Origin of the sequence: Pseudomonas sp. ITEM 17296 (genome assembly GCF_028895205.1) — a bacterium.
GTDB classification, from domain to species: Bacteria; Pseudomonadota; Gammaproteobacteria; order Pseudomonadales; family Pseudomonadaceae; genus Aquipseudomonas; species Aquipseudomonas kermanshahensis.
This window is the reverse complement of sequence record NZ_WJRS01000012.1, coordinates 101,165-119,684: the sequence shown is the minus strand read 5'-3', so window position 1 is coordinate 119,684 and position 18,520 is coordinate 101,165. Positions and strand designations below refer to the sequence as shown.

General features: G+C 64.4%; 17 protein-coding genes. 7 read left to right on the top strand and 10 right to left on the bottom strand.

All coding sequences use genetic code 11. From position 1 onward, the window contains the following. Positions 1 to 258 precede the first annotated feature (258 nt). Positions 259 to 723: a nuclear transport factor 2 family protein gene (locus tag GIB19_RS15440; protein ID WP_027593888.1), complete on the top strand. Its 465-nt coding sequence runs from the start codon at positions 259 to 261 to the stop codon at positions 721 to 723. 14 nt (positions 724 to 737) lie between these two features. On the opposite strand, the gene GIB19_RS15435 is transcribed toward GIB19_RS15440, so the two are convergent. Both GIB19_RS15435 and GIB19_RS15430 read right to left on the bottom strand, forming a co-directional pair. Then, entirely contained in the window at positions 738 to 2,093 is a 1,356-nt protein-coding gene (locus GIB19_RS15435; protein WP_274887100.1) for an ATP-binding protein, read from the bottom strand. Next, positions 2,090 to 2,803: a response regulator gene (locus GIB19_RS15430; RefSeq protein ID WP_027593890.1), complete on the bottom strand. Its 714-nt coding sequence runs from the start codon at positions 2,801 to 2,803 to the stop codon at positions 2,090 to 2,092. The genes GIB19_RS15435 and GIB19_RS15430 overlap by 4 nt, the downstream gene beginning before the upstream one ends. Positions 2,804 to 3,072: 269 nt before the next feature. Here GIB19_RS15430 and GIB19_RS15425 point away from each other — a divergent pair, with 269 nt between their 5' ends. Next, the gene (locus GIB19_RS15425) at positions 3,073 to 3,855 is read left to right on the top strand and encodes an MlaA family lipoprotein (RefSeq protein ID WP_274887099.1); all 783 of its coding nucleotides are present in this window, start codon (positions 3,073 to 3,075) and stop codon (positions 3,853 to 3,855) included. Then, positions 3,848 to 4,090 (top strand): hypothetical protein, encoded by a 243-nt coding sequence (locus GIB19_RS15420; RefSeq protein WP_274887098.1) that lies wholly within the window; start codon positions 3,848 to 3,850, stop codon positions 4,088 to 4,090. The genes GIB19_RS15425 and GIB19_RS15420 overlap by 8 nt, the downstream gene beginning before the upstream one ends. Positions 4,091 to 4,224: 134 nt before the next feature. Here the strand turns inward: GIB19_RS15420 and GIB19_RS15415 are convergent, their stop codons facing one another. After that, entirely contained in the window at positions 4,225 to 5,190 is a 966-nt protein-coding gene (locus GIB19_RS15415) for an ABC transporter substrate-binding protein (RefSeq protein WP_099453501.1), read from the bottom strand. Between the two features lie 209 nt (positions 5,191 to 5,399). Between GIB19_RS15415 and GIB19_RS15410 the strand changes: the two genes are divergently transcribed. Then, a complete protein-coding gene (locus GIB19_RS15410) occupies positions 5,400 to 6,548 on the top strand; it encodes a M14 family metallopeptidase (protein WP_265969567.1) in 1,149 nt (382 codons plus the stop codon). Between the two features lie 117 nt (positions 6,549 to 6,665). Here GIB19_RS15410 and GIB19_RS15405 read toward each other — a convergent pair whose 3' ends face one another. The 7 genes from GIB19_RS15405 to GIB19_RS15375 form a co-directional block, all read right to left on the bottom strand. Further along, entirely contained in the window at positions 6,666 to 7,634 is a 969-nt protein-coding gene (locus tag GIB19_RS15405; protein ID WP_099429908.1) for a Csu type fimbrial protein, read from the bottom strand. After that, the gene (locus tag GIB19_RS15400) at positions 7,631 to 9,874 is read right to left on the bottom strand and encodes a fimbria/pilus outer membrane usher protein (RefSeq protein WP_446731387.1); all 2,244 of its coding nucleotides are present in this window, start codon (positions 9,872 to 9,874) and stop codon (positions 7,631 to 7,633) included. Before GIB19_RS15400 ends, GIB19_RS15405 begins: the two co-directional genes overlap by 4 nt. 162 nt (positions 9,875 to 10,036) lie before the next feature. Further along, entirely contained in the window at positions 10,037 to 10,813 is a 777-nt protein-coding gene (locus GIB19_RS15395) for a fimbrial biogenesis chaperone (protein ID WP_099429910.1), read from the bottom strand. Positions 10,814 to 10,852: 39 nt separating this feature from the next. Beyond that, a complete protein-coding gene (locus GIB19_RS15390; protein WP_274887094.1) occupies positions 10,853 to 11,356 on the bottom strand; it encodes a Csu type fimbrial protein in 504 nt (167 codons plus the stop codon). A gap of 3 nt (positions 11,357 to 11,359) precedes the next feature. Continuing rightward, the gene (locus GIB19_RS15385) at positions 11,360 to 11,893 is read right to left on the bottom strand and encodes a Csu type fimbrial protein (protein WP_027593899.1); all 534 of its coding nucleotides are present in this window, start codon (positions 11,891 to 11,893) and stop codon (positions 11,360 to 11,362) included. A gap of 18 nt (positions 11,894 to 11,911) precedes the next feature. Further along, positions 11,912 to 12,448, bottom strand: coding sequence for a Csu type fimbrial protein (locus GIB19_RS15380; protein WP_099429911.1), 537 nt, complete (start codon positions 12,446 to 12,448; stop codon positions 11,912 to 11,914). A 30-nt stretch (positions 12,449 to 12,478) separates the two neighbouring features. Continuing rightward, positions 12,479 to 13,006, bottom strand: a complete 528-nt coding sequence (locus tag GIB19_RS15375; protein WP_027593901.1) for a Csu type fimbrial protein — start codon at positions 13,004 to 13,006, stop codon at positions 12,479 to 12,481. 307 nt (positions 13,007 to 13,313) lie between these two features. Here GIB19_RS15375 and GIB19_RS15370 point away from each other — a divergent pair, with 307 nt between their 5' ends. From GIB19_RS15370 to GIB19_RS15360, 3 genes are read left to right on the top strand one after another with little or no spacing between them, the layout of a single operon-like run. Then, a complete protein-coding gene (locus GIB19_RS15370) occupies positions 13,314 to 15,563 on the top strand; it encodes an ATP-binding protein (protein WP_274887130.1) in 2,250 nt (749 codons plus the stop codon). Positions 15,564 to 15,578: 15 nt separating this feature from the next. After that, a complete protein-coding gene (locus GIB19_RS15365; protein ID WP_027593903.1) occupies positions 15,579 to 16,040 on the top strand; it encodes a response regulator in 462 nt (153 codons plus the stop codon). 13 nt (positions 16,041 to 16,053) lie between these two features. Next, a complete protein-coding gene (locus GIB19_RS15360; RefSeq protein WP_274887091.1) occupies positions 16,054 to 18,441 on the top strand; it encodes a hybrid sensor histidine kinase/response regulator in 2,388 nt (795 codons plus the stop codon). The last annotated feature ends 79 nt before the right edge of the window (positions 18,442 to 18,520 follow it).

The window sequence follows — 18,520 nt, the reverse complement described above, 5'->3', positions numbered from 1 at the left end:
CTCCCACAGGTGCGGCGCTAGACTTGGAGGCTACACAGTTCGGGTGGGAGCGGCGGTGCGGCGGTCCGACTTGCCCGCGAAGAGGCCGGAACAAGCACCACAAGACAGCTGCTCCCACAGAGTCAGGGACTCACTTGCGACCTCCGCATCCCAACATTATTCCGCCGCCCGCAATTATGAAGTGCCGGGCACGCCGATTCCCTGTACCGCCCTCGATGACTACGCTCCTAGCTATAAACCACCTGAGGAGTGCCTACGATGCCCCGCCCACCGCTGCCCCCTTTCACCCGCGAAACCGCCATCGAAAAGGTCCGTCTTGCCGAAGACGGCTGGAACAGCCGCGACGCCGCCAAGGTGGCGTTGGCCTACACGCCCGATACCGTGTGGCGTAACCGTGTCGAGTTCCCCCGTGGTCGGGCCGAGGTGGAGGCCTTTCTGACACGCAAGTGGAACCATGAACTGGAGTATCGCCTGATCAAGGAGCTGTGGGCCTTCACCGGCAACCGCATTGCCGTGCGCTACGCCTACGAGTACCACGATGACAGCGGCCAGTGGTTCCGTGCTTATGGCAATGAGAATTGGGAATTTGCCGAGGATGGCCTGATGCAGAACCGCCATTCGAGTATCAACGAGCAACCTATCGCCGAGGCGGATCGCAAGTTCCATTGGCCCCTGGGGCGGCGCCCGGACGATCACCCCGGGCTCAGTGACCTGGGGCTCTGATCGCCACCGGTGGGTCAGCCGACAGGCAGCGTGACCCTGACCTCGAGCCCACCGCCCTGGCGGTTGCTCAGGGTTACGCTACCGCCCTGTTCGAGGACGATGGCGCGCGCCGCCGGCAAGCCCAGGCCGACGCCGCCGGTGTCCTTGTTGCGTGAGCCTTCGATGCGGTAGAAGGGCTCGAAAACGCATGCCTGCAAGTGCTCTGGGATGCCCGGGCCTCGGTCAAGAACGCGGATGATGATCTGCTCGTCAGTGATCGCCAACTGCACCGTCGGCTCGGTGCCGTACTTCACCGCATTTTCGATCAGGTTGACCATCACCCGCTTGATACCAATGGGGCGACCCACATAGACCCACCGGCGCGGCCCGCTGAGGTCGATGTCCACCCCCGCATCCTTGAAGTCGTCGACCACGGTCGACAACAATTCGCCCAGGTCGAACGCCGTGGCCGGCTCCAGCCGTGCATCATCGCGGAAAAACTGCAGCGCGGCGTCGACCATCGCCTGCATCTCGTCCACGTCCTTGAACAACTTGGCCTGCAGTTCGCCCTCTTCGATGAACTCGGCGCGCAGGCGCATGCGGGTCAACGGGGCGCGCAGGTCATGGGAAATCGCCGCGAGCATCTGCGTGCGGTCGTCGAGAAAATGCTTGAGCTGGGCCTGGGTGGCGTTGAAAGCCAAAATGGCCTGGCGCAGGTCGTAAGGGCCGACCACTGGGATCGGTGGGGCGTTGAAGTCCTTGCCAAAGCGCCGCGCGCCTTCGGCGAAGCGCTCCAGAGGGCGGGCCAGGTAGCGCGTGGCAAATAGCGCGAGCGCCAGGCTGGAGACGATCATAAGCGCCACAATGATCAGGTTGCGCGGCAGTTCATCCAGCCCCCAACTGCGGTCGGTGGCGCGATAGAGCAGCCATGACTTGTCTGACAGTTCGATCAGAAGCGCATAGCCACGCGGTTGCGCCTGCTCTGGCAAGTCGGACGGCCCGTAGACTTCGATCTGCGCGTCCGGGCGCGCCAGGAGTGCGCGCAATGTCGGCGCCCCTTGGTGAAATTCGTTATCTACCAGGGCTGGCAAACCGGCCTCGTCACGCTGCAGTAGCCATTGCACGCTATACGACACATCACCTGCGGCGCTGGCCAAGGTCGGCCGCTGCGCCACAGGTGCGGCGTCGACCATGCGGGCGACGGTAGCAACCTTCTCGATCAAGCCGCTTTCCAGCAACGGCGGCTGCGCCCAGACGCTGAGCAGCACACCGAACAGCCACTTGAGCAGCAGCAGGCTGAGCATGGCCGCCAGAGTAGTGAGCGCGATCCAGCGGGCAATGGTGACGCGTGGCCGTGGCAGGGCCCTGCGCGCCCAGGCCAACAGCCTCATCGCTTGGTCACACTGGCGGTGAACAGGTAGCCGACGTTGCGCAAGGTGCGGATCAACGGTTCGCTGTCGCCGTCGCTTTCAAGCTTGCGCCGCAGCCGGCTCACCTGCACGTCGATGCTGCGGTCATAGGCCTCGTGCGCTTCGCCACGCGCCAGGTCCAGCAGTTGCTGGCGGCTGAGCACGCGCCTGGGGTGCTCGGCGAAGACCAGCAGCAGCTCGAATTCGCCGTTGGACAAGGGGATCATGACCCCCTCCGGCGAGCGCAACTCACGTCGCAGCACGTCCAGCTGCCAGCCAGAGAATTCGAGTACGGCACGCGACGAGGCAGGCAATGGGCTGCCCGGACTCTCGCCTGCCCGGCGCAGTACCGCCCGCACCCGGGCCAGCAACTCGCGAGCGGCGAACGGCTTGGTCAGGTAGTCGTCCGCGCCCAGCTCCAAGCCCACCACACGGTCGCTCAGTTCGCCCATGGCGGTGAGCATGATCACCGCTACCTTGTACTCGGCCTGCAAGCGCTGGCACAGCACCAGGCCACTGTCGCCCGGTAGCATGACATCCAAAATGACCAAGTCCGGCACGCGCCGTTCGAGTGCCTGCCAAAGGCCTTGGCCATCACTGGCTACATCGACCTCGTAGCCGTGCTGGCGGAGAAACTTCTGCAGCAGGTCGAGTACTTCGACATCATCGTCGACAATCAGCAAATGGCTCACACCGGGGCACCGCGAACAGAGGGAGTAAAAGCTAATGCCCATCAGTTAGGGCCAAGGGGGCCGCTGCGATGGGCTGCACAACAGCCCCAATGACAGCCGATGACGCTTAACTGAGTGGCACTAGAGTAAAGGCTTACTTTACGGCCATCCCTGGGCTGCCGTCATATATTTCAACCCGGAAACAAAGTGTCAGCCGGGCAATAATCCAGACATTCCCAGGCAATCAACCGGCCACACCATCGGCGCCAGTTCTTGTCTGGAATGTGCCCATGCCCACCGCTACCCCCACTGCCTGGTTTTCAGCCCGCCATGCGCTACTGGCCTTGTCATTGCTCGCTGCCGGCGGCTGCAGCCAGCGGCCACCTGCCAGTGCCTGTGGCCCTGTGGCCTATCAGCTCAGCGACCCCGCCGAGCCCGCCAACCGCGCCGTGTTCGCCTTCAACCGCAGTGTCGACGATTACCTGCTGGCACCGGTCGCCCGTGGCTATAGCGCATTGCCTGATTTCACCCGGCAGGGCGTGCACAACTTCGCCGCCAACTTCGGCGAACCCAAGGTCTTGGTCAACGACCTGTTGCAAGGCAACGGCGAACGGGCGATGACCAGCCTCACGCGCTTCATGTTCAACACGACCCTGGGCGTCGCCGGCTTGATCGATGTGTCCGGGAAGATGGGGCTACCCCGACACACGTCGGACTTTGGCCAAACCTTCGGCGTGTGGAACATCGCCGATGGCCCGATCGTCGAGCTACCGCTGCTGGGCACCCACAACCTGCGCGATGCGACCGGCAGCGTGCTGAGCTTGGCGGTCGACCCGTTCGGCGACAACAGCGACACGGTCGACACCCTGGGCAATGTGGCCATGGCAGGCAGTGTGGTGGATGGCCGCGCCGAAGCACTGCCGGTTACCGACACGTTGCGCATCCTGCCTGATTACTACCTAGCCGTGCGTGACTACACCGCCCAACAGCGTGCCGAGCGGGTAGCCGAAGGCAAGGCAGGCGCGCCTGGCAAACGGCCGGCGAGCTGTACGGGGGTACCCACCAATGACTGATGCCCAGCCGGTGGTGTTGTTCAGGCGCCTGCAGCGCGACACTCGCCAGCAGGTGCTGCACGAGCTTGAGGCGCGGGTCTCCGAGGATGGCCAGCATCTGATTCTGAGCCGTTATCGCGAGCGCACGGGCGACGGCGCTGGTGCACAGCAGCGTCACGAAGTGCACCGCCGCGTGCCCATCGCAACGCTGCTGAAGTGGATGGCCCGGCAAAGCCTGGTGCACGAGCCATCCTGATGAGGAGATTCAGAGCGTCATCTTGCTGACTGCGGCAAGCAGCAAGGGCGCCAACTGTTTGTCGGTGATCGCCTTCGACTAACGGAGAAACCCTGTAACTGCCGTGGCCTCTCGCAGGCAAGCCCGCAACAGGGTCAGCGTTGAGCGGCCAGTGCATCGGCTGCGGGCACGCTGAAGCCGCTGGCGAAGGTCGGTGCCACATCCAGCCGTTGGCTCATCAGGCCGTGGGCTTTATAGAAGTCGGCGGTTTCCTGTTGTTCGGCAATGGTGGTGGCGTCGATGGCCTGCCAGCGCAATTGGCGGCGTTCGAACTGCAGGCGCGCGGCCTCTTCAGGGAAGCCGATGATCGCCGCGAGGGTTTTCGAATAACTGTCCAGGTGCTGATACGCCCAGACCTGGGCGCCGGCCAGGCGTGCCAGGTAGTCCTGCAGTGCGGCCCGGCGTGGCGCATCCTCCAGCGCGTTGTCGGTGGCCGCGAGGAAGCTGTTGCCGCTGGACAGGCCACGGCCATTGACCAGCACCCTGCCCTGACCGCTCAACTCGGACAGCGCGGTGTAGGGCTCCCAGGTCGACCAGGCGTCCACCGCGCCATTGGCCAAGGCAATCTTGGCATCGACCGGGCCGAGAAAGCGAAACTCCACGTCCTTTTCCGACAGGCCAGCCTGGTCCAGCGCCTTGAGCGCCAGGTGATGGCCAATCGACCCGCGGCCCGTGGCGATGCGCTTGCCCTTGAGGTCGGCGGCGCTGTTGAAGGGCGCGTCGGGGTTCACCAACAATGCCGTGCCGTAAGGGTCGGACTTGTCGACGGCGATCGCCTTGACCGGCGCCCCTGAGGCGAGCACGAACAGCAACGGTGCATCGCCGATAATGCCGGCATCGATCGCCCCAGCATTCAGCGCCTCGGCCAAGGGCGCAGCGGCGGGGAACTCGGCCCATTGAATGTCGTAGGGCAAGTCGCGCAAGGCACCGGCGGCCTCCAGCTGCGCACGCATGTTGCCTTTCTGGTCACCAATGCGCAGGGTCAGGCGTTCGGTTGCGAAGGCTTGGGTCGCCAGCAATGCGCTGGCGGCAATCATCAGAAGGTGGGATCGGATGGACATCCGCGGCTCCTTGCAGGTAGGGAACCTGGACTCTAACGGCAGCGAATTAATAAATGAAATTGATTTTAGCGATAACCTAATATGCAAAACAAAGCACAAACCAGTGACTATCGAACCCTCGACACCTGAAGCAACAGGCCACCTGCATCACTCAAGCGCGCAACCGGTGTACAGTAACCCCACAACAAAGCCCGTCAAGGAGCCCGGCGATGACCGTGACGCTGTCCCCCCTGCAGATCGACTGCGATTTCGATTCCGGCAACATCCAGGTACTGGATGCCAGCAACCCTGCCAAGGTCCACCTGAACATCCGGCCGGACACCCACAGCGGCCACTTCCAGTGGTTCCACTTCAAGGTCAGCGGGTTGACGCCGGGCCAGGTCCATCGCTTCAGCCTGGATAACGCCTCCGCATCCTCCTACAAGAATGCCTGGGCCGGGTACAACGCCGTGGCCTCCTACGACCAGCAGACCTGGTTCCGCGTACCCAGCCAGTTCGATGGCAAGGCATTGTCATTCGAAGTGACTGCCGAGCAGGAACAAATCTGGTTCGCCTATTTCGAGCCCTACCCGCGCGCGCGCCACAATCAACTGATCGAGCGCGCCAAGCAGATCCCCGGTGTCGAACTGCTGGCCAGCGGCCGCAGCGTGCAAGGGCGCGATATCCCCTTGCTGCGTGCAGGCGACGGCGCAACCGGCAAGCGCAAGCTGTGGCTGATTGCCCAGCAACACCCGGGCGAGCACATGGCCGAGTGGTTCATGGAGGGCGTGATCGACCGCCTGCAAGCCAACGATGGCCAGGTGCAGCAACTGCTGGCAAAGGCTGACCTGTACCTGATCCCCAACATGAACCCGGACGGCGCCTTCCTCGGGCATCTGCGCACCAACTTCAAGGGCAAGGACCTCAACCGTGCCTGGCAGGACGCCAGCGTCGAGTTCAGCCCTGAGGTGTTCTTTGCCCAGGCGCAGATGAAGCAGTACGGGGTGGATGCGTTCATCGATGTGCACGGGGATGAAGAAATCCCCCATGTGTTCACTGCGGCGTGCGAGGGCAACCCCGGTTACACACCACGCCTGGCTAAGCTGGAGGAGCAGTTCCGGAGCACGCTGTGCAGCGTGACCCCGGACTTCCAGACCGTGCATGGCTATACACGTGATGAGCCTGGGCAAGCCAATACCACGCTGGCGTGCAATGCGGTGGGCATGGCTCATGACTGCCTGTCACTGACGCTGGAAATGCCCTTCAAGGACCATGACGATGCACCCAATGCCGTTACCGGGTGGTCTGGGGCGCGGTCGAAGGCGCTGGCAGGGGCAGTGTTGGAGACATTGCTGAAGATGGCTGACGACCTGCGTTGACCTTCAAGGCCCCTTCGCGGGGCAAGCCCGCTCCCACAATTTGAGGCTACACAGTTCGGGTGGGAGCGGCGGTGCGGCGGTCCGACTTGCCCGCGAAGAGGCAGGTTCAGTAGAACGCTAAAACTGCACATCCAACGTCACACTGTCGGTGTAGCTCGCCGCCGGCGGTGTGGCCTGGTCGGTGTACACCTTGGCGTTGTAGTTGAACACCTGGCTGCCTGTCCCCGTACCCACCCCTGGATTGATATCGGCATCACTGCTCGAACGCCGGGCACCGGTGACCGAGCCCCAGCGCACTGCACTGGCGCTCTTGAAGATATCGTAGGCCAGGTAGTTGTTGGCCGCCGACTTCATCCTGCGCCGCCCACCCGACACGTTCTGCCCGTCATCCAGCCCCACCGTGTAGCTGGTGCCCTTGGTACATGACAGGCTCACGCCTTGGTTCACCGTGGCAAACCCCGACACCACCGGCGCACTGCCGAAACTGATGGTGGGTGTGGTGATCTGGCAGTCGTTGCTCACCGTCAGGCTGACCGTGAGAAACTGGGTGCCGGAACTGTTATCTCGGCCGATGCACAAACCGCCAATGCCAATCCCATCGCAGTAGTTCCAGGCCCAGTTGACGCTCAGCGTCTCCTGGTAAAGCCCCGCCGCGACGTTACTGTTGAGCTGCGTGCGCATGTAGATCGGCACCGCCTTGGGTGTACCGTTGAGCAACCCGAGCAGGTCAAGAATGCCGTTGCGGGCAAAATCGAAGGCCACACCACGGGTGATCGGGTAGTTGGTGCTGCTGTCGGCATACAGCGTGTAGGGGATGACGTCACCGGTGGGGCCGACCAAACCTCCGGTAGCCGGCAGAATGGTCGCTTTGAAGGTATCGCCACTGCCGAGCACGCTGAGCACCGAGCCGTTGCACTGCAACCCCGAATTGCTGCTGAAGGCGGTCTGTACTGTGCTGCGTACCAGGGTCGAACTGATGGTGCCAAACGCTGCGGGCGAGGTTGGCACCGACGCGCACTTGGCCCACGCCGCACCTGCCGGCAGCAGCAGCGCGCACGCCCACAACCCTCGCTGCCAGGCCTTCATCGGCACACCAATGGGCCGATCAAGGGGACCGAGCCTGCGCCTTCAGGCAGGTCGAATTCGACTTGGCACTGCCCTCCGCCCTCCAGCGCCACCAGCAGGCGGTTGTGCGGCGAGAGGTTCTCCAGGTAGACCAATCCATCCCAGCCAACCACCGCCTGGCTGCCGCTTTCCTCGTGGGTCACTCGGCTGCCGAGCTTGATCACCTGCTGGCTAGCGTCCACCAACTCGATACTCGCCGCCAGCACGCGCCTGAGCGGGAACTCCAGCAAGTAGCCGCTGCCACGACGCACCGCCACACGCTGCTCCACTTCGGGTGCCAGGATGTCGGGCGGCAGGTCCATCGGGTCGATCTCATACTTGCCCCTGTAGTAACCGCTGCTGTACGGCACCAGCAAATGGCCGCTGCTGTCGGTGCGGCCGATCTGCTGGTTCTCGTAGCGCACCGGCACATCGGCGTAGCCGTTGGTGCTGACCACCACGAAGGCGTCGTCGATGCGGTTGGCGGCGAACACCCCGGCGTCCATCCAAACCAACGAGCCGCTGGCGTCTGCCCAACGGGTCATCTCGCCACTGCTGCCGTAGACACCGGCCTGCAACTGCACCGACTGCAGGCGCCAGGTGACATCGGCCTGGCGATAGGCATCGCGGTTGCCACCGGTGGCATACCCCAGGTTGTACCCGACGCCGCCACCCACCGGCACCGCCCTGCTGTAGTTGACCCGCTGCAAGTCCTCGCCTTCCTTGCTGCGTTCTGCGCTTAACGCCAGGGTACCGTTAAGGTCGAACGGCATGACCAATTGCGCCTGCACAGCCCACTGGCTGTCACCGATTTCGCGGTTGGCCGACAGGTAGATGCTGCTGTTGCCCCACAGCGGCTTGCTCCAGCTCAGGTTGATCAACCGCGTGCGCGAAGCGTCTGCGGCGCGTACGTCGAAATAGCCAGCGCCGAGGCTGCCGTATTCATTGAGGTTGAGGCTGACGGTGACCTGCTCGCTACGTTGGCTCAACAGCATGTCCGGGCTGTCGACCCGCGACAGGTCAGCGTAGTCGCCGTGGCGCTGCAGGCGCTGGTAGCTGAAGCCGATACGTTGGCTGTTGTACTGGTAGCCGAGGGCGACCTGATGGCCCTTCTCGCCGTCGAACTGGCTCTGTGCCAAGGCCGCATTCAGCACCCCGAAGTTGCCCAGGCGCATGTTGCCACCCAGGCCGCCCAGCACCAGTGACTCGGCGGTTTCAAGGTGGCTCTCTAGGGTAAAGCTGTCGCTGAGGCCGTAGCGCAAGCTCCCCGAGGCGACCCCTGGGCCGTAACTGAAATCGCGCACGGCATAATCGCGGCGCAGGCTACCGGCAGCTACCGAGAAGTCCGACAGGCCCTTTTGCAGCAGGCTGCTGGTGACATAGAACGGCAGCGTGGTCGACACCTGCCGGCCGAGGGCGTCGGTGGTTACCACCACCGCTTCACCTGCACCGTTGATGAACGGCACGTTGGTCAGGGTGTACGGGCCAGGTTGCAGCTCGGTACTGCTGGACTTGTAGCCGTTGATGAACAGGTCCAGCGAAGTCGGTACCGCCGCCTCTCCGGCGAATGCGGGCAGCGGGTAGGTCACCAGGTCCGGACGAGCCGCAAAATCGCGCGACAGTTGCAGGCCGCCGACCCGCACCGCGCTGGTCCAGGGCAAGGCACCGGTGACGAAATCACCGGCTTCGTAGCTGAGCAGCCGTTGTTCATCGGTGAAGCGCCAGGTGCTGTCGTAACGCAGGAAGCCCTGGCGCGACTGGTCGGCCTGGGCGCCATTGAACGACTGGCGCCACTGGCCGGTACTGGAGAACGTCCCCCAGCTGTCGAACAGGCGCAGTTCGTTCCAGGCTGCCAGGTAGGTGCCACCCTCATCGGTGTCATTCAGGTACAGGTCGTAGTTGAACAAGGCGCCGAAACTGCTGCGCGCATCGCTGGCCGGGTACAGGTTGCGATCGCCCACCTGTTGGTCCGGCAACCAGGCCGGCGGCACCTGCAGTAGCAGGCGCTGGTTCTGGCTGTCGTAGTCGGCGTGCAGGCCTGGCACGGCATCTAGTGCCACCTCGCCCTGGGGATCGTTCGGCAGGCTGATGCCGGCCGCGCGCAGCACATCACTGCCCAGGAACAGCTGCCCGGCCCGTTGCTGCACGGGCACCAGTTCAGCCCTGGGCATCTGGTTCACCAGCAGGTCGAGGTACAGCGTGGCGTCGGCGATGGCGGACATCTCCGTGGGTGGTGGCGGCAGGTCGTCGGCCAGCGCCAGGCAGGGGCCGAACAGGGCGAGCCCCAGGCACCAGCGGCGCGGCGTCGCCGACAGCCATTTCACACACGGTTTCCGACCATTGCCGGGTCCTCCCTGGCCCCTGCCCTTCATTCAGCCGCAGGCTCATTGACCTTGGCGGATGGCATCCGCCACGTTCTGGCCATTGACCCGCCCTTTCAGCACACTGCCGGCGCTCGGCGCCAGCGGCGCCGGCCAACGCATGCTGGCACCGGGCAATACATAGCCCAGCAGGCCTTCGGCCAACGGTTTGCTCTGGCTGCCTTGCTGCACCACCACATCGGTCAGGCGCGCATGCACCGGGCCGGTGTTGCGCAGCTCGACGTAGGGTTTGCCCTGCACGGTCACTGCGTGCCAGCTCAGTTGCGGCTTGCCCACTCCTTCGGCATTACGTTTGCCTTCAGGGTCGGCCTTGCCCCACAACCCTTCGCCGTAGACGAACAGCGGCACCGAATAACGCATCTGCAGGCGGATCGCGGCCGTAGCGCCCTGGCTGGCGTTGTCTGCCGGGACTGCTGGGGGGATTTCGTCGATGATGATGCGATAGGCCTGCTCTTGGCCGGCGGGCGAACTGCCGGTGCGGGTCAGGCGGATCAACTGCTTTTGCCCCGGGGCGATATTGGCCACGGGCGGGCTGCCAATGATGTCGCGCTGTGCCTGAAACTGCTCTTGGTAATCACCCTGGCGCCAGGCGAACACCCGCACCTGCAGGTTCGCCGGCGCAGTGCCGCGGTTTTCCAGCCACAGTGCGCCGGCCTTCTGGTCAGCCTCCAGCACCGGGTCAATCGGCCAGATCAGCACCGAGGTGGCTGCCCCCGCCGGCAGGCTTGCCAGCAGCGATAACCCGATCAAACCACGCGCCCACTTCGCGCCTGCCCACATGCCACTCTCCTTAGACTGCTGTCATGGGTGCTGGCCGTTTCACCAGGTCACCGTCACTTGCACTACATCGGTGTAGGTCCCTGCCGGCAGCGTGCCGGTCAACTGGGTTCTGCCGTACACCGGCAATTTGATTGACGTGGGGTCGGTGTAACTGACCGCCACGCTCTGGCCAATGCCGAAGGCTTGGCTGTACGCCGCGTCGCGGTACAACTGGTAGGCCAACACCTGCGTGCCGCCCGTACGCTTGAGGTTGCGTGTGCCACTGGCGTTGTTCTGGCCGCCATCCAGGCTCATGTTCAGGGTTACCCCGGGTGTGCACTGAAACGTCACACTGGCGCCCCCCAGTGAGGTGCTCAGGGTGCCGCTGGCCAGCGCCGACTGGGTGCCGAAGTCGAGCGTGCCGTAGTTGCTCACGCCACCGACGACCAGGCAACCGGCGACAATCTGCGCATTCACCTGGAACGTGCTGGTGGGCACCGCCCCCAGAGGCGTGGCCAGCAGCACACCGACACCCGTGATGCCACTTGCCAGCCAACCGCGCATGGCTCAGAAGGTCAGCTCGACGGCCACCGTGTCGGTGTACACCCCCGCTGGCAGGCCCGCCTTGCCGCGCGCCTGGCCATACAGGTTGACGGTCTGGGCCACGCCGGTACTGGTCGGCAAGGTGATGGTGGCGTCAATGACCAGAACCTGGGTGCGCCCTGTATCGGTGTAGAAGTCGTAGGGCACGAAGTTGCCGGCGCCATCGGCGAGTGCACGCGTGCCGCCGCTGGACTGGCCATCGTGGCTACCGGCCCGCACGCGGATCGCCGGGATGCTGCCCGCCGAACACAGGATGCTCAAGGCGCTACCCGTGCCGCCAAGCACCTGGGCGTTGGCAGTACCGAACAGGGCATCCTGGGTGCCGAAGTTGAGGGTACCGAAGTTCAACCCTGAGCTCGCGGAACTGCCATTGACCTGGCAGGCCGCGATCAGTGTCAGCGTCGAGGTGATGTTACCGGTCACCGTGGCGGCCTGGGCCTGGGAAGCCAAGGCCAAACCGAGGCCGGCGAGGATGCAGTGGGTGAGGTTCGTGCGCATCGAAGTCTCCTTGCGTGGTTACCAGTCCAGGGTCACTCTCAGGGTGTCGCGGTACAGCCCGGCAGGCAGCGCGCGCGGTTGCGCCACTACCACGCCGTAGATCGGAATCGGTATCTGCTGGGTGCTGCTGATGGTGAAGGCGCGGGCCTGGCCGATGCCGTAGCGGCTGTTGCCACCCGGGTCCACCGCCAGTTGATATGGGATCAGTTCACGGCCGTTGCTCAGGCGCCGTACGCCGTCATTGCCATTCAGGCCGCCGTTGATCCGCACGTTGAAGGCCCTGACTTCGGGCGTGCAACTGATCTGCAAGCTGCCCTCACCGGCCACTTCGTCGACCCGGCTGCGCAGTGGCTGGTCCCAGTTCGGGCCACGTTCACCGAAGTCCATCAGGCCAGGGTTGCCCAGGGTTGCAGGCTGGTCGGTGCCGCTGCTGATCTGGCAGGCCGCACTGATCACCAGCCGCGCCTGGATGAAACCGGTGGTGGTGCCATGGGCCGCACCACCGGGCAACAGCAGCGGGCCGAGGGTAAGCAGCAGGATCGAGGTGCGGTTCATGGCGTCGCGTCCTTGTGCATGGTGGCGTCCTTACCAGGTGACCGTGATCTTGAGCAGGTCGCCATACAGGCCTGCCTGTGGTACCCAGGCCAGTTTGTCGATGCGGGCATAGAGTGGCAGTTCGATCGAACCGCTGCTCGGCACCCGCGCCGAGTGCGCGACATCGACCGCCAGCGGCTCGCGCCAGGCGGGGTCGCGGTACAAGCGATAAGGAATAGGCCGGGCCTTGCCGTCGTCGTTGGCCAGAAAGCGCAGTTCACCTGCGCCACCGTGCTGGCCGCCATCGACCCGCACCTGATAGGGCGTGTCGGGGTTGCATTCCAAGCGTGGCGGCCGCTGGCTGTGCAGTACACCGCTCAAGGGCGCGCCTGGGCCATCGAGCCGCGCGGCACTGCCAAGGTCAATCAGGCCCAGCGCTTGTGCCCCGGCATCTCGCGTCTGGTTGACCAGCATGCAACCCCGCTGCACCAGGACCCGCACTTCAACGAGAAAGTCCGTCGCTACGGCACTGCCGCTCAACAACAGGCCAAACAACGCGGCCAAAAAGCGTTCCGTCACTTTATAATCCTTATCGCTGTGTGCTGACGCTTTGCATTGAAGCTGTGTACCCATTGGAGCGTAGCAGCGGGGTGGAATAGCAGTGATGGCTTCAAGCCATTTTTTTGTATTAGCGATAAAGCGATAGCGGGCGTTCGCGGCCACCGCGAAAAAATCTTCGATGCCACCGAACCCCTCGTCGCACAGTGCCTCCAATGGCCATGAGCCGGCAAATCAGCCGACATTCTGGTACGGTGCATGTCAACCATCGTCCTGCACCAGACACGTGACCGCTGCATGGGCGGGCATGACAGGAGCGTTTTCATTGATAACTGCAGACAACCCCCTCGCCGAGGCCGTAGAGCGCTGTGCCCAGGAGCCGATCCAGGTGCCGGGCAGCATCCAGCCCCACGGGTTTCTGCTGGTGCTGGACGAGACCGACCTGCACATCCTCCAGGCCAGCGAAAACGCCGAGCACTGGCTAGGCTTGCCCGCCAGGGAGCTGCTGGGCTGCGCCTTGGCCGAGCTGGTCGATGACGGCTTCGATATGCGCGCGCACCTTGCACGCCTGCCCGACGACGAGGCCTTTCCGTTCCATATCGGCGACGTGTGCCTGCGCCCGAGTGCGCCCTGGCGCGACAAGCTGCGCGTGCTGGCCCACCGTCACGACCAGGTGCTGATCGTCGAGTTCGAGCCTGTGCGCTTGCCGGCCGACCTGGCTGAGCAAGGTGATTACTACCCACTGGTGCGCAGCTTCGTCGGCAACCTGCACCTGGCCGCCAGCCTTGAAGACCTGCTGCAGCAGTCGGTGGAACAGCTCAAGCGCATCACCGGGTTCGGCCGGGTCAAGGCGTACCGGTTCGACAGCGAAGGCAATGGCCAGGTGCTGGCCGAGGTGGCCGACCCCGGCTACCCCAGCTACCTGGGCCTGTGCTTCCCCGCCTCGGACATCCCGCGTCAGGCGCGCGAACTGTATCGGGTCAACCGCATCCGCGTGATCGAAGACGCCAACTACCAGCCCTCCAAGCTGGTACCCGCTGCCAACCCCCGCACCGGCAAGGCGCTGGACATGAGTTTCGCCGCGCTGCGCAGCGTGTCGCCGGTGCACCTGCAATACATGCGCAACATGGGCACGCTGGCCTCGATGTCGCTGTCGATCGTGGTCGACGGGCAACTGTGGGGGCTGGTGTCCTGCCACCATGACCAGCCACGCCCGGTGGACCTGCGTACCCGTACCGCCTGTGAGCTGCTGGCCAGCGTGTTGTCGCTGCAGATCGAGTCGCGTGAATCCCACGCCAGCACGCGTACCCTGCTCGACCTGCGCCAGCACATCGTGCGGATGATCTCGTCGATGGCCGATCACGACAGCGTCAGTGAGGGCCTGCGCGACCTGCCCGATGTGCTGCTGGAGTTTGCCGGTGCCAGCGGCGCCGCAGTGATCTCTGCCGACCGTTGCGACCTGATCGGCAAGACGCCACCGCAGGCGCAAGTCACGGCGCTGGTACACTGGTTGGCCCAGCGCGGTGAAGACACGGTCTTCCACAGCGACAACGTACGCCGCGACATCGACGAGCTGCCTGAACTGGCAGACCATGTCGGCGGTGTACTGGCAGTGGCCATCTCTCAAATCCACTCGCACTACCTGCTGTGGTTCCGCCCCGAGCAGGTGCGCACGGTCAACTGGGCCGGGCAGCCAAGCAAACAGGTCGGGCCGCAAGGCCAGCTCGACCCGCGGCACAGCTTTGAACGCTGGCAGGAAGAGGTACGCGGCTTTTGCCAAGCCTGGGACCCGTTGATCGTCGAAGGCGTGGTGGAGCTGCGCACTGCCGTGCTGGGCATCGTCCTGCGCAAGGCCGAAGAGCTGGCACAACTGGCCGGCGAACTGCGCCGCTCGAACAAAGAACTCGAAGCCTTTTCCTACAGTGTGTCCCACGACCTGCGCGCGCCCTTGCGGCACATTGCTGGGTACACCGAGTTGCTCGGCGAAATCGAAGGCCAAGGCCTGAGCGAGCGCGGCCGGCGTTTCTTGCAGCACATAGGTGAAGCCGCGCAGTTCGCTGGCAGCCTGGTGGACAACCTGCTGAATTTCTCGCAAATGGGCCGCTCGGCCCTGCGCCTGTCGGATGTCGACCTCAATGCCCTGGTCGACGCCATACGCGCCGAGCTGGCACCGGACTACCAGGGCCGCGAAATTGTCTGGGACATCGCCCCCCTGCCCAAGGTGATCGCTGACCCGGCGTTCATCAACCTGGCGCTGCAAAACCTGATTGGCAACGCCATCAAATACACCCGCGGTCGCGACCCTGCGCGCATCGAGATCCGCGCCCAGGAGCACCCAGACGAGGTCGAGGTGTGCATCCGCGATAACGGCGTAGGCTTCGACATGGCCTACGCCAACAAGCTGTTCGGCGTGTTCCAGCGCCTGCACCGCATGGAAGACTTCGAAGGCACCGGGATAGGCCTGGCAAGCGTACGCCGCATCATTGAGCGCCATGACGGCCGTGTCTGGGCCGAAGGCCAGATCGACCAGGGCGCCAGTTTCCATTTCACCCTCCCGCGCCCCGCCGCGACTACATGAGGCCCCTGTACCATCATGCTCAAACCTATCCTGCTGGTAGAAGACAACCCCCGGGACCTGGAGCTGACGCTGCTGGCGCTGGAGCGCAGCCAGTTGGCCAACGAAGTCATCGTGCTGCGTGACGGCGCCGATGCGCTCGACTACCTGTTGCGCCGCAATGCCTATGCCGAACGCGACGGTGGCAACCCCGCCGTGCTGCTGCTGGACCTGAAACTGCCCAAAGTCGATGGCCTGGAAGTGCTCAAGGAAGTTCGCACCACCCCTGACCTGCGCAGCATCCCGACCGTGATGCTGACCTCGTCGCGGGAGGAGCCCGACCTGTTGCGCGCCTACGAACTGGGGGTCAATGCCTACGTGGTCAAGCCCGTGGAATTCAAGGAATTCGTCGCCGCCATCTCCGACCTCGGGGTGTTCTGGGCCGTGCTCAACGAACCGCCACCCGGCTCGCTGCGCCTAAACCGCCGCGGCAGCAACTGAGGCCACCGCGAAGATGCTGCCAACGCCGCTGAAACTCTTGATGGTCGAAGACAGCTCGATGGACGCCGAGCTGACCCTGCTGCGCCTGGAGCGCAGCGGGCTGCACGTTCAGTCGCAGTTGGTGTTCGATCATGTCGGCGTCGAACACGCCCTGCGTGAGAGCCACTACGACCTGATCCTTTGCGACTGTGTGCTGCCCGGCTCGTCCGGTACCGACGTGCTGGCCATCGCCCAGCGCCTGGCGCCAGACACCCCGTTCATCTTCCTCTCCGGCATCTACGGTGAAGAGCACGCGGTGGAGATGATCCGCCTGGGTGCCACCGACTATGTACTGAAAAAAAACCTGCCGCTGCTGCCAAAGGCCGTGCGCCGGGCGTTGACCGAAGTGCAGGAACGCCAGCGTCGGCGCCGCGCCGAAGAAGCGCTGGCGGATGTCGAGGCGCGCGCCCGCATCGCCATCGACGCCGCCGGCATGGGCACCTGGGACCTGCGCCCACAGGAAGGCCTGTTGCTGTGGGACGACCGCTGCAAGACCTTGTTCGGGCTGCCAACCAGCACCGAAATGACCCTGGACGTGTTCTTCGCCGGCATCTACCCCGAAGACCTGGCCATGGTCCGCGACGCCGTGCAGCATGCCATGCGCCCCGAGAGCGGCGGCCACTACCGGGTCGAGTTCCGCATCGCGCAACCCCACGGCCTGGAACCCCGCTGGCTGCTCAGCAGCGGCCAGAGCCAGTTCGTCGATGACCAGTGCGTGCGCTTTTCTGGCGTGCTGCAGGACATTCACACCCAACGCCAGGCTACCCTCGCCCTCAAGCAACTGAACGAGATGCTTGGCGAACGGGTCGAGCGCCGTACCCGTGAACGCGACCGCGCCTGGGAGCTGTCGCAAGACTTGTTGGCGGTGCTGAACAAAGACCTCACACCGGTCGCCCTCAACCCGGCCTGGGAAGCCAGCCTGGGCCTTTCGCGCGAACGCCTGAGCCAGACGTCACTGTTGCACCTGCTGCCCGAGCCCGATCAGGAGCTTTTCCTCACGGAGCTGGCCGCCCTCGCCCACGGCCGCACCAGCGCGCGCTTTGTCGGCCGCATCCTGCATGCCGGCGGCCAGCAGCGCTGGCTATCTTGGGTGGTGGTACCCGAAGACACCCTGCTGTACGTGGTGGCCCGCGACATCACCAGCGAGCGCGAGTCCGCCCTGGGGCTGGCCGAGGCCAACACCCGCCTGCGTGAACAAATCACTGAACGCGAGCGTATCGAGGCTGCGCTGCAACAGATGCAGCGCTTGGAAGCGGTCGGCCAGTTGACCGCGGGTGTGGCGCACGACTTCAACAACCTGCTGACGGTGATCCTCACCGGTGCCAGCTTCCTTGAACGGGACCTCAACAAGGCCGACCTGGACAAAGCGCGCACCCGCCTCACACACATCCGTGAAGCAGGCGAACGCGGTGCCAAGCTGACCTCGCAGTTGCTGGCCTTCTCCCGGCGCCAGCGCCTGGAGCCCGTGCCGCTGAACCTGAACCGGACGCTGGCCGGTCTTGAAGAACTGCTGCGCCGCACCCTGGGCGGTAACGTGTCTGTGCGCCTGGACCTGGACCCGCAGCTGTGGCAGGCACTGACCGACCCGACCCAGACCGAGATGATCATCCTCAACCTGGCGATCAATGCCCGCGACGCCATGCCCGACGGCGGCCAACTGACCCTCTACACCCGCAACACCCACATCGAGGCCCGCCCCCAGCGCCCGGAAGACCCGGACCCTGGCGAGTACGTGATGCTGAGCATCCGCGATACCGGCTGCGGCATGAGCGAAGACGTGCTGGCCAAAGTGTTCGAGCCGTTTTTCACCACCAAGGACATCGGCAAGGGTTCGGGGCTTGGCCTGGCCCAGGTGTTTGGCTTCGCCAAGCAGTCGGGCGGCGGCGTGCGCATCGACACCGTGCCCGGGCGCGGCACCCAGGTAGCGGTGTACCTGCCGGCGGTCAAGGGTGAAGCGCAGAGCGAGCCCGTGGTGCCAGAGGTTTCCCAGCCGATCGGTGACAGTGGCCAAAACCACACTGTCTTGCTGGTAGATGACGACCACCTGGTACGCGACATGCTCGGCGATGTGCTGCGCCAGTACGGCTATCAGGTGCGCCAGGCACACAGCGGCGAACAGGCATTGGCATTGCTCGACGACGGCATCGACCTGTTGCTGACCGATTTCGCCATGCCCGAATTCAATGGCGCGCAGTTGGCCCTGGCAGCGCGCGAGCGACACCCACGTTTACCGGTGGTGTTTCTGACGGGGTATGCGGAACTGGAAGGGTTGGAACTGCCCGGTAGCCTGGTGATTCAAAAACCGGTGCAGGCCGATGAACTGGCGCGGGTGCTGAGTGAATTGCTGCGGGTCTCGGCGTAGCTTTACAGCACCTGTTGTATGCACGCTAACTGCACCTGCCGTATCTACGCTACCTGGAGCAGCCTTGTGCTGCGAAGAG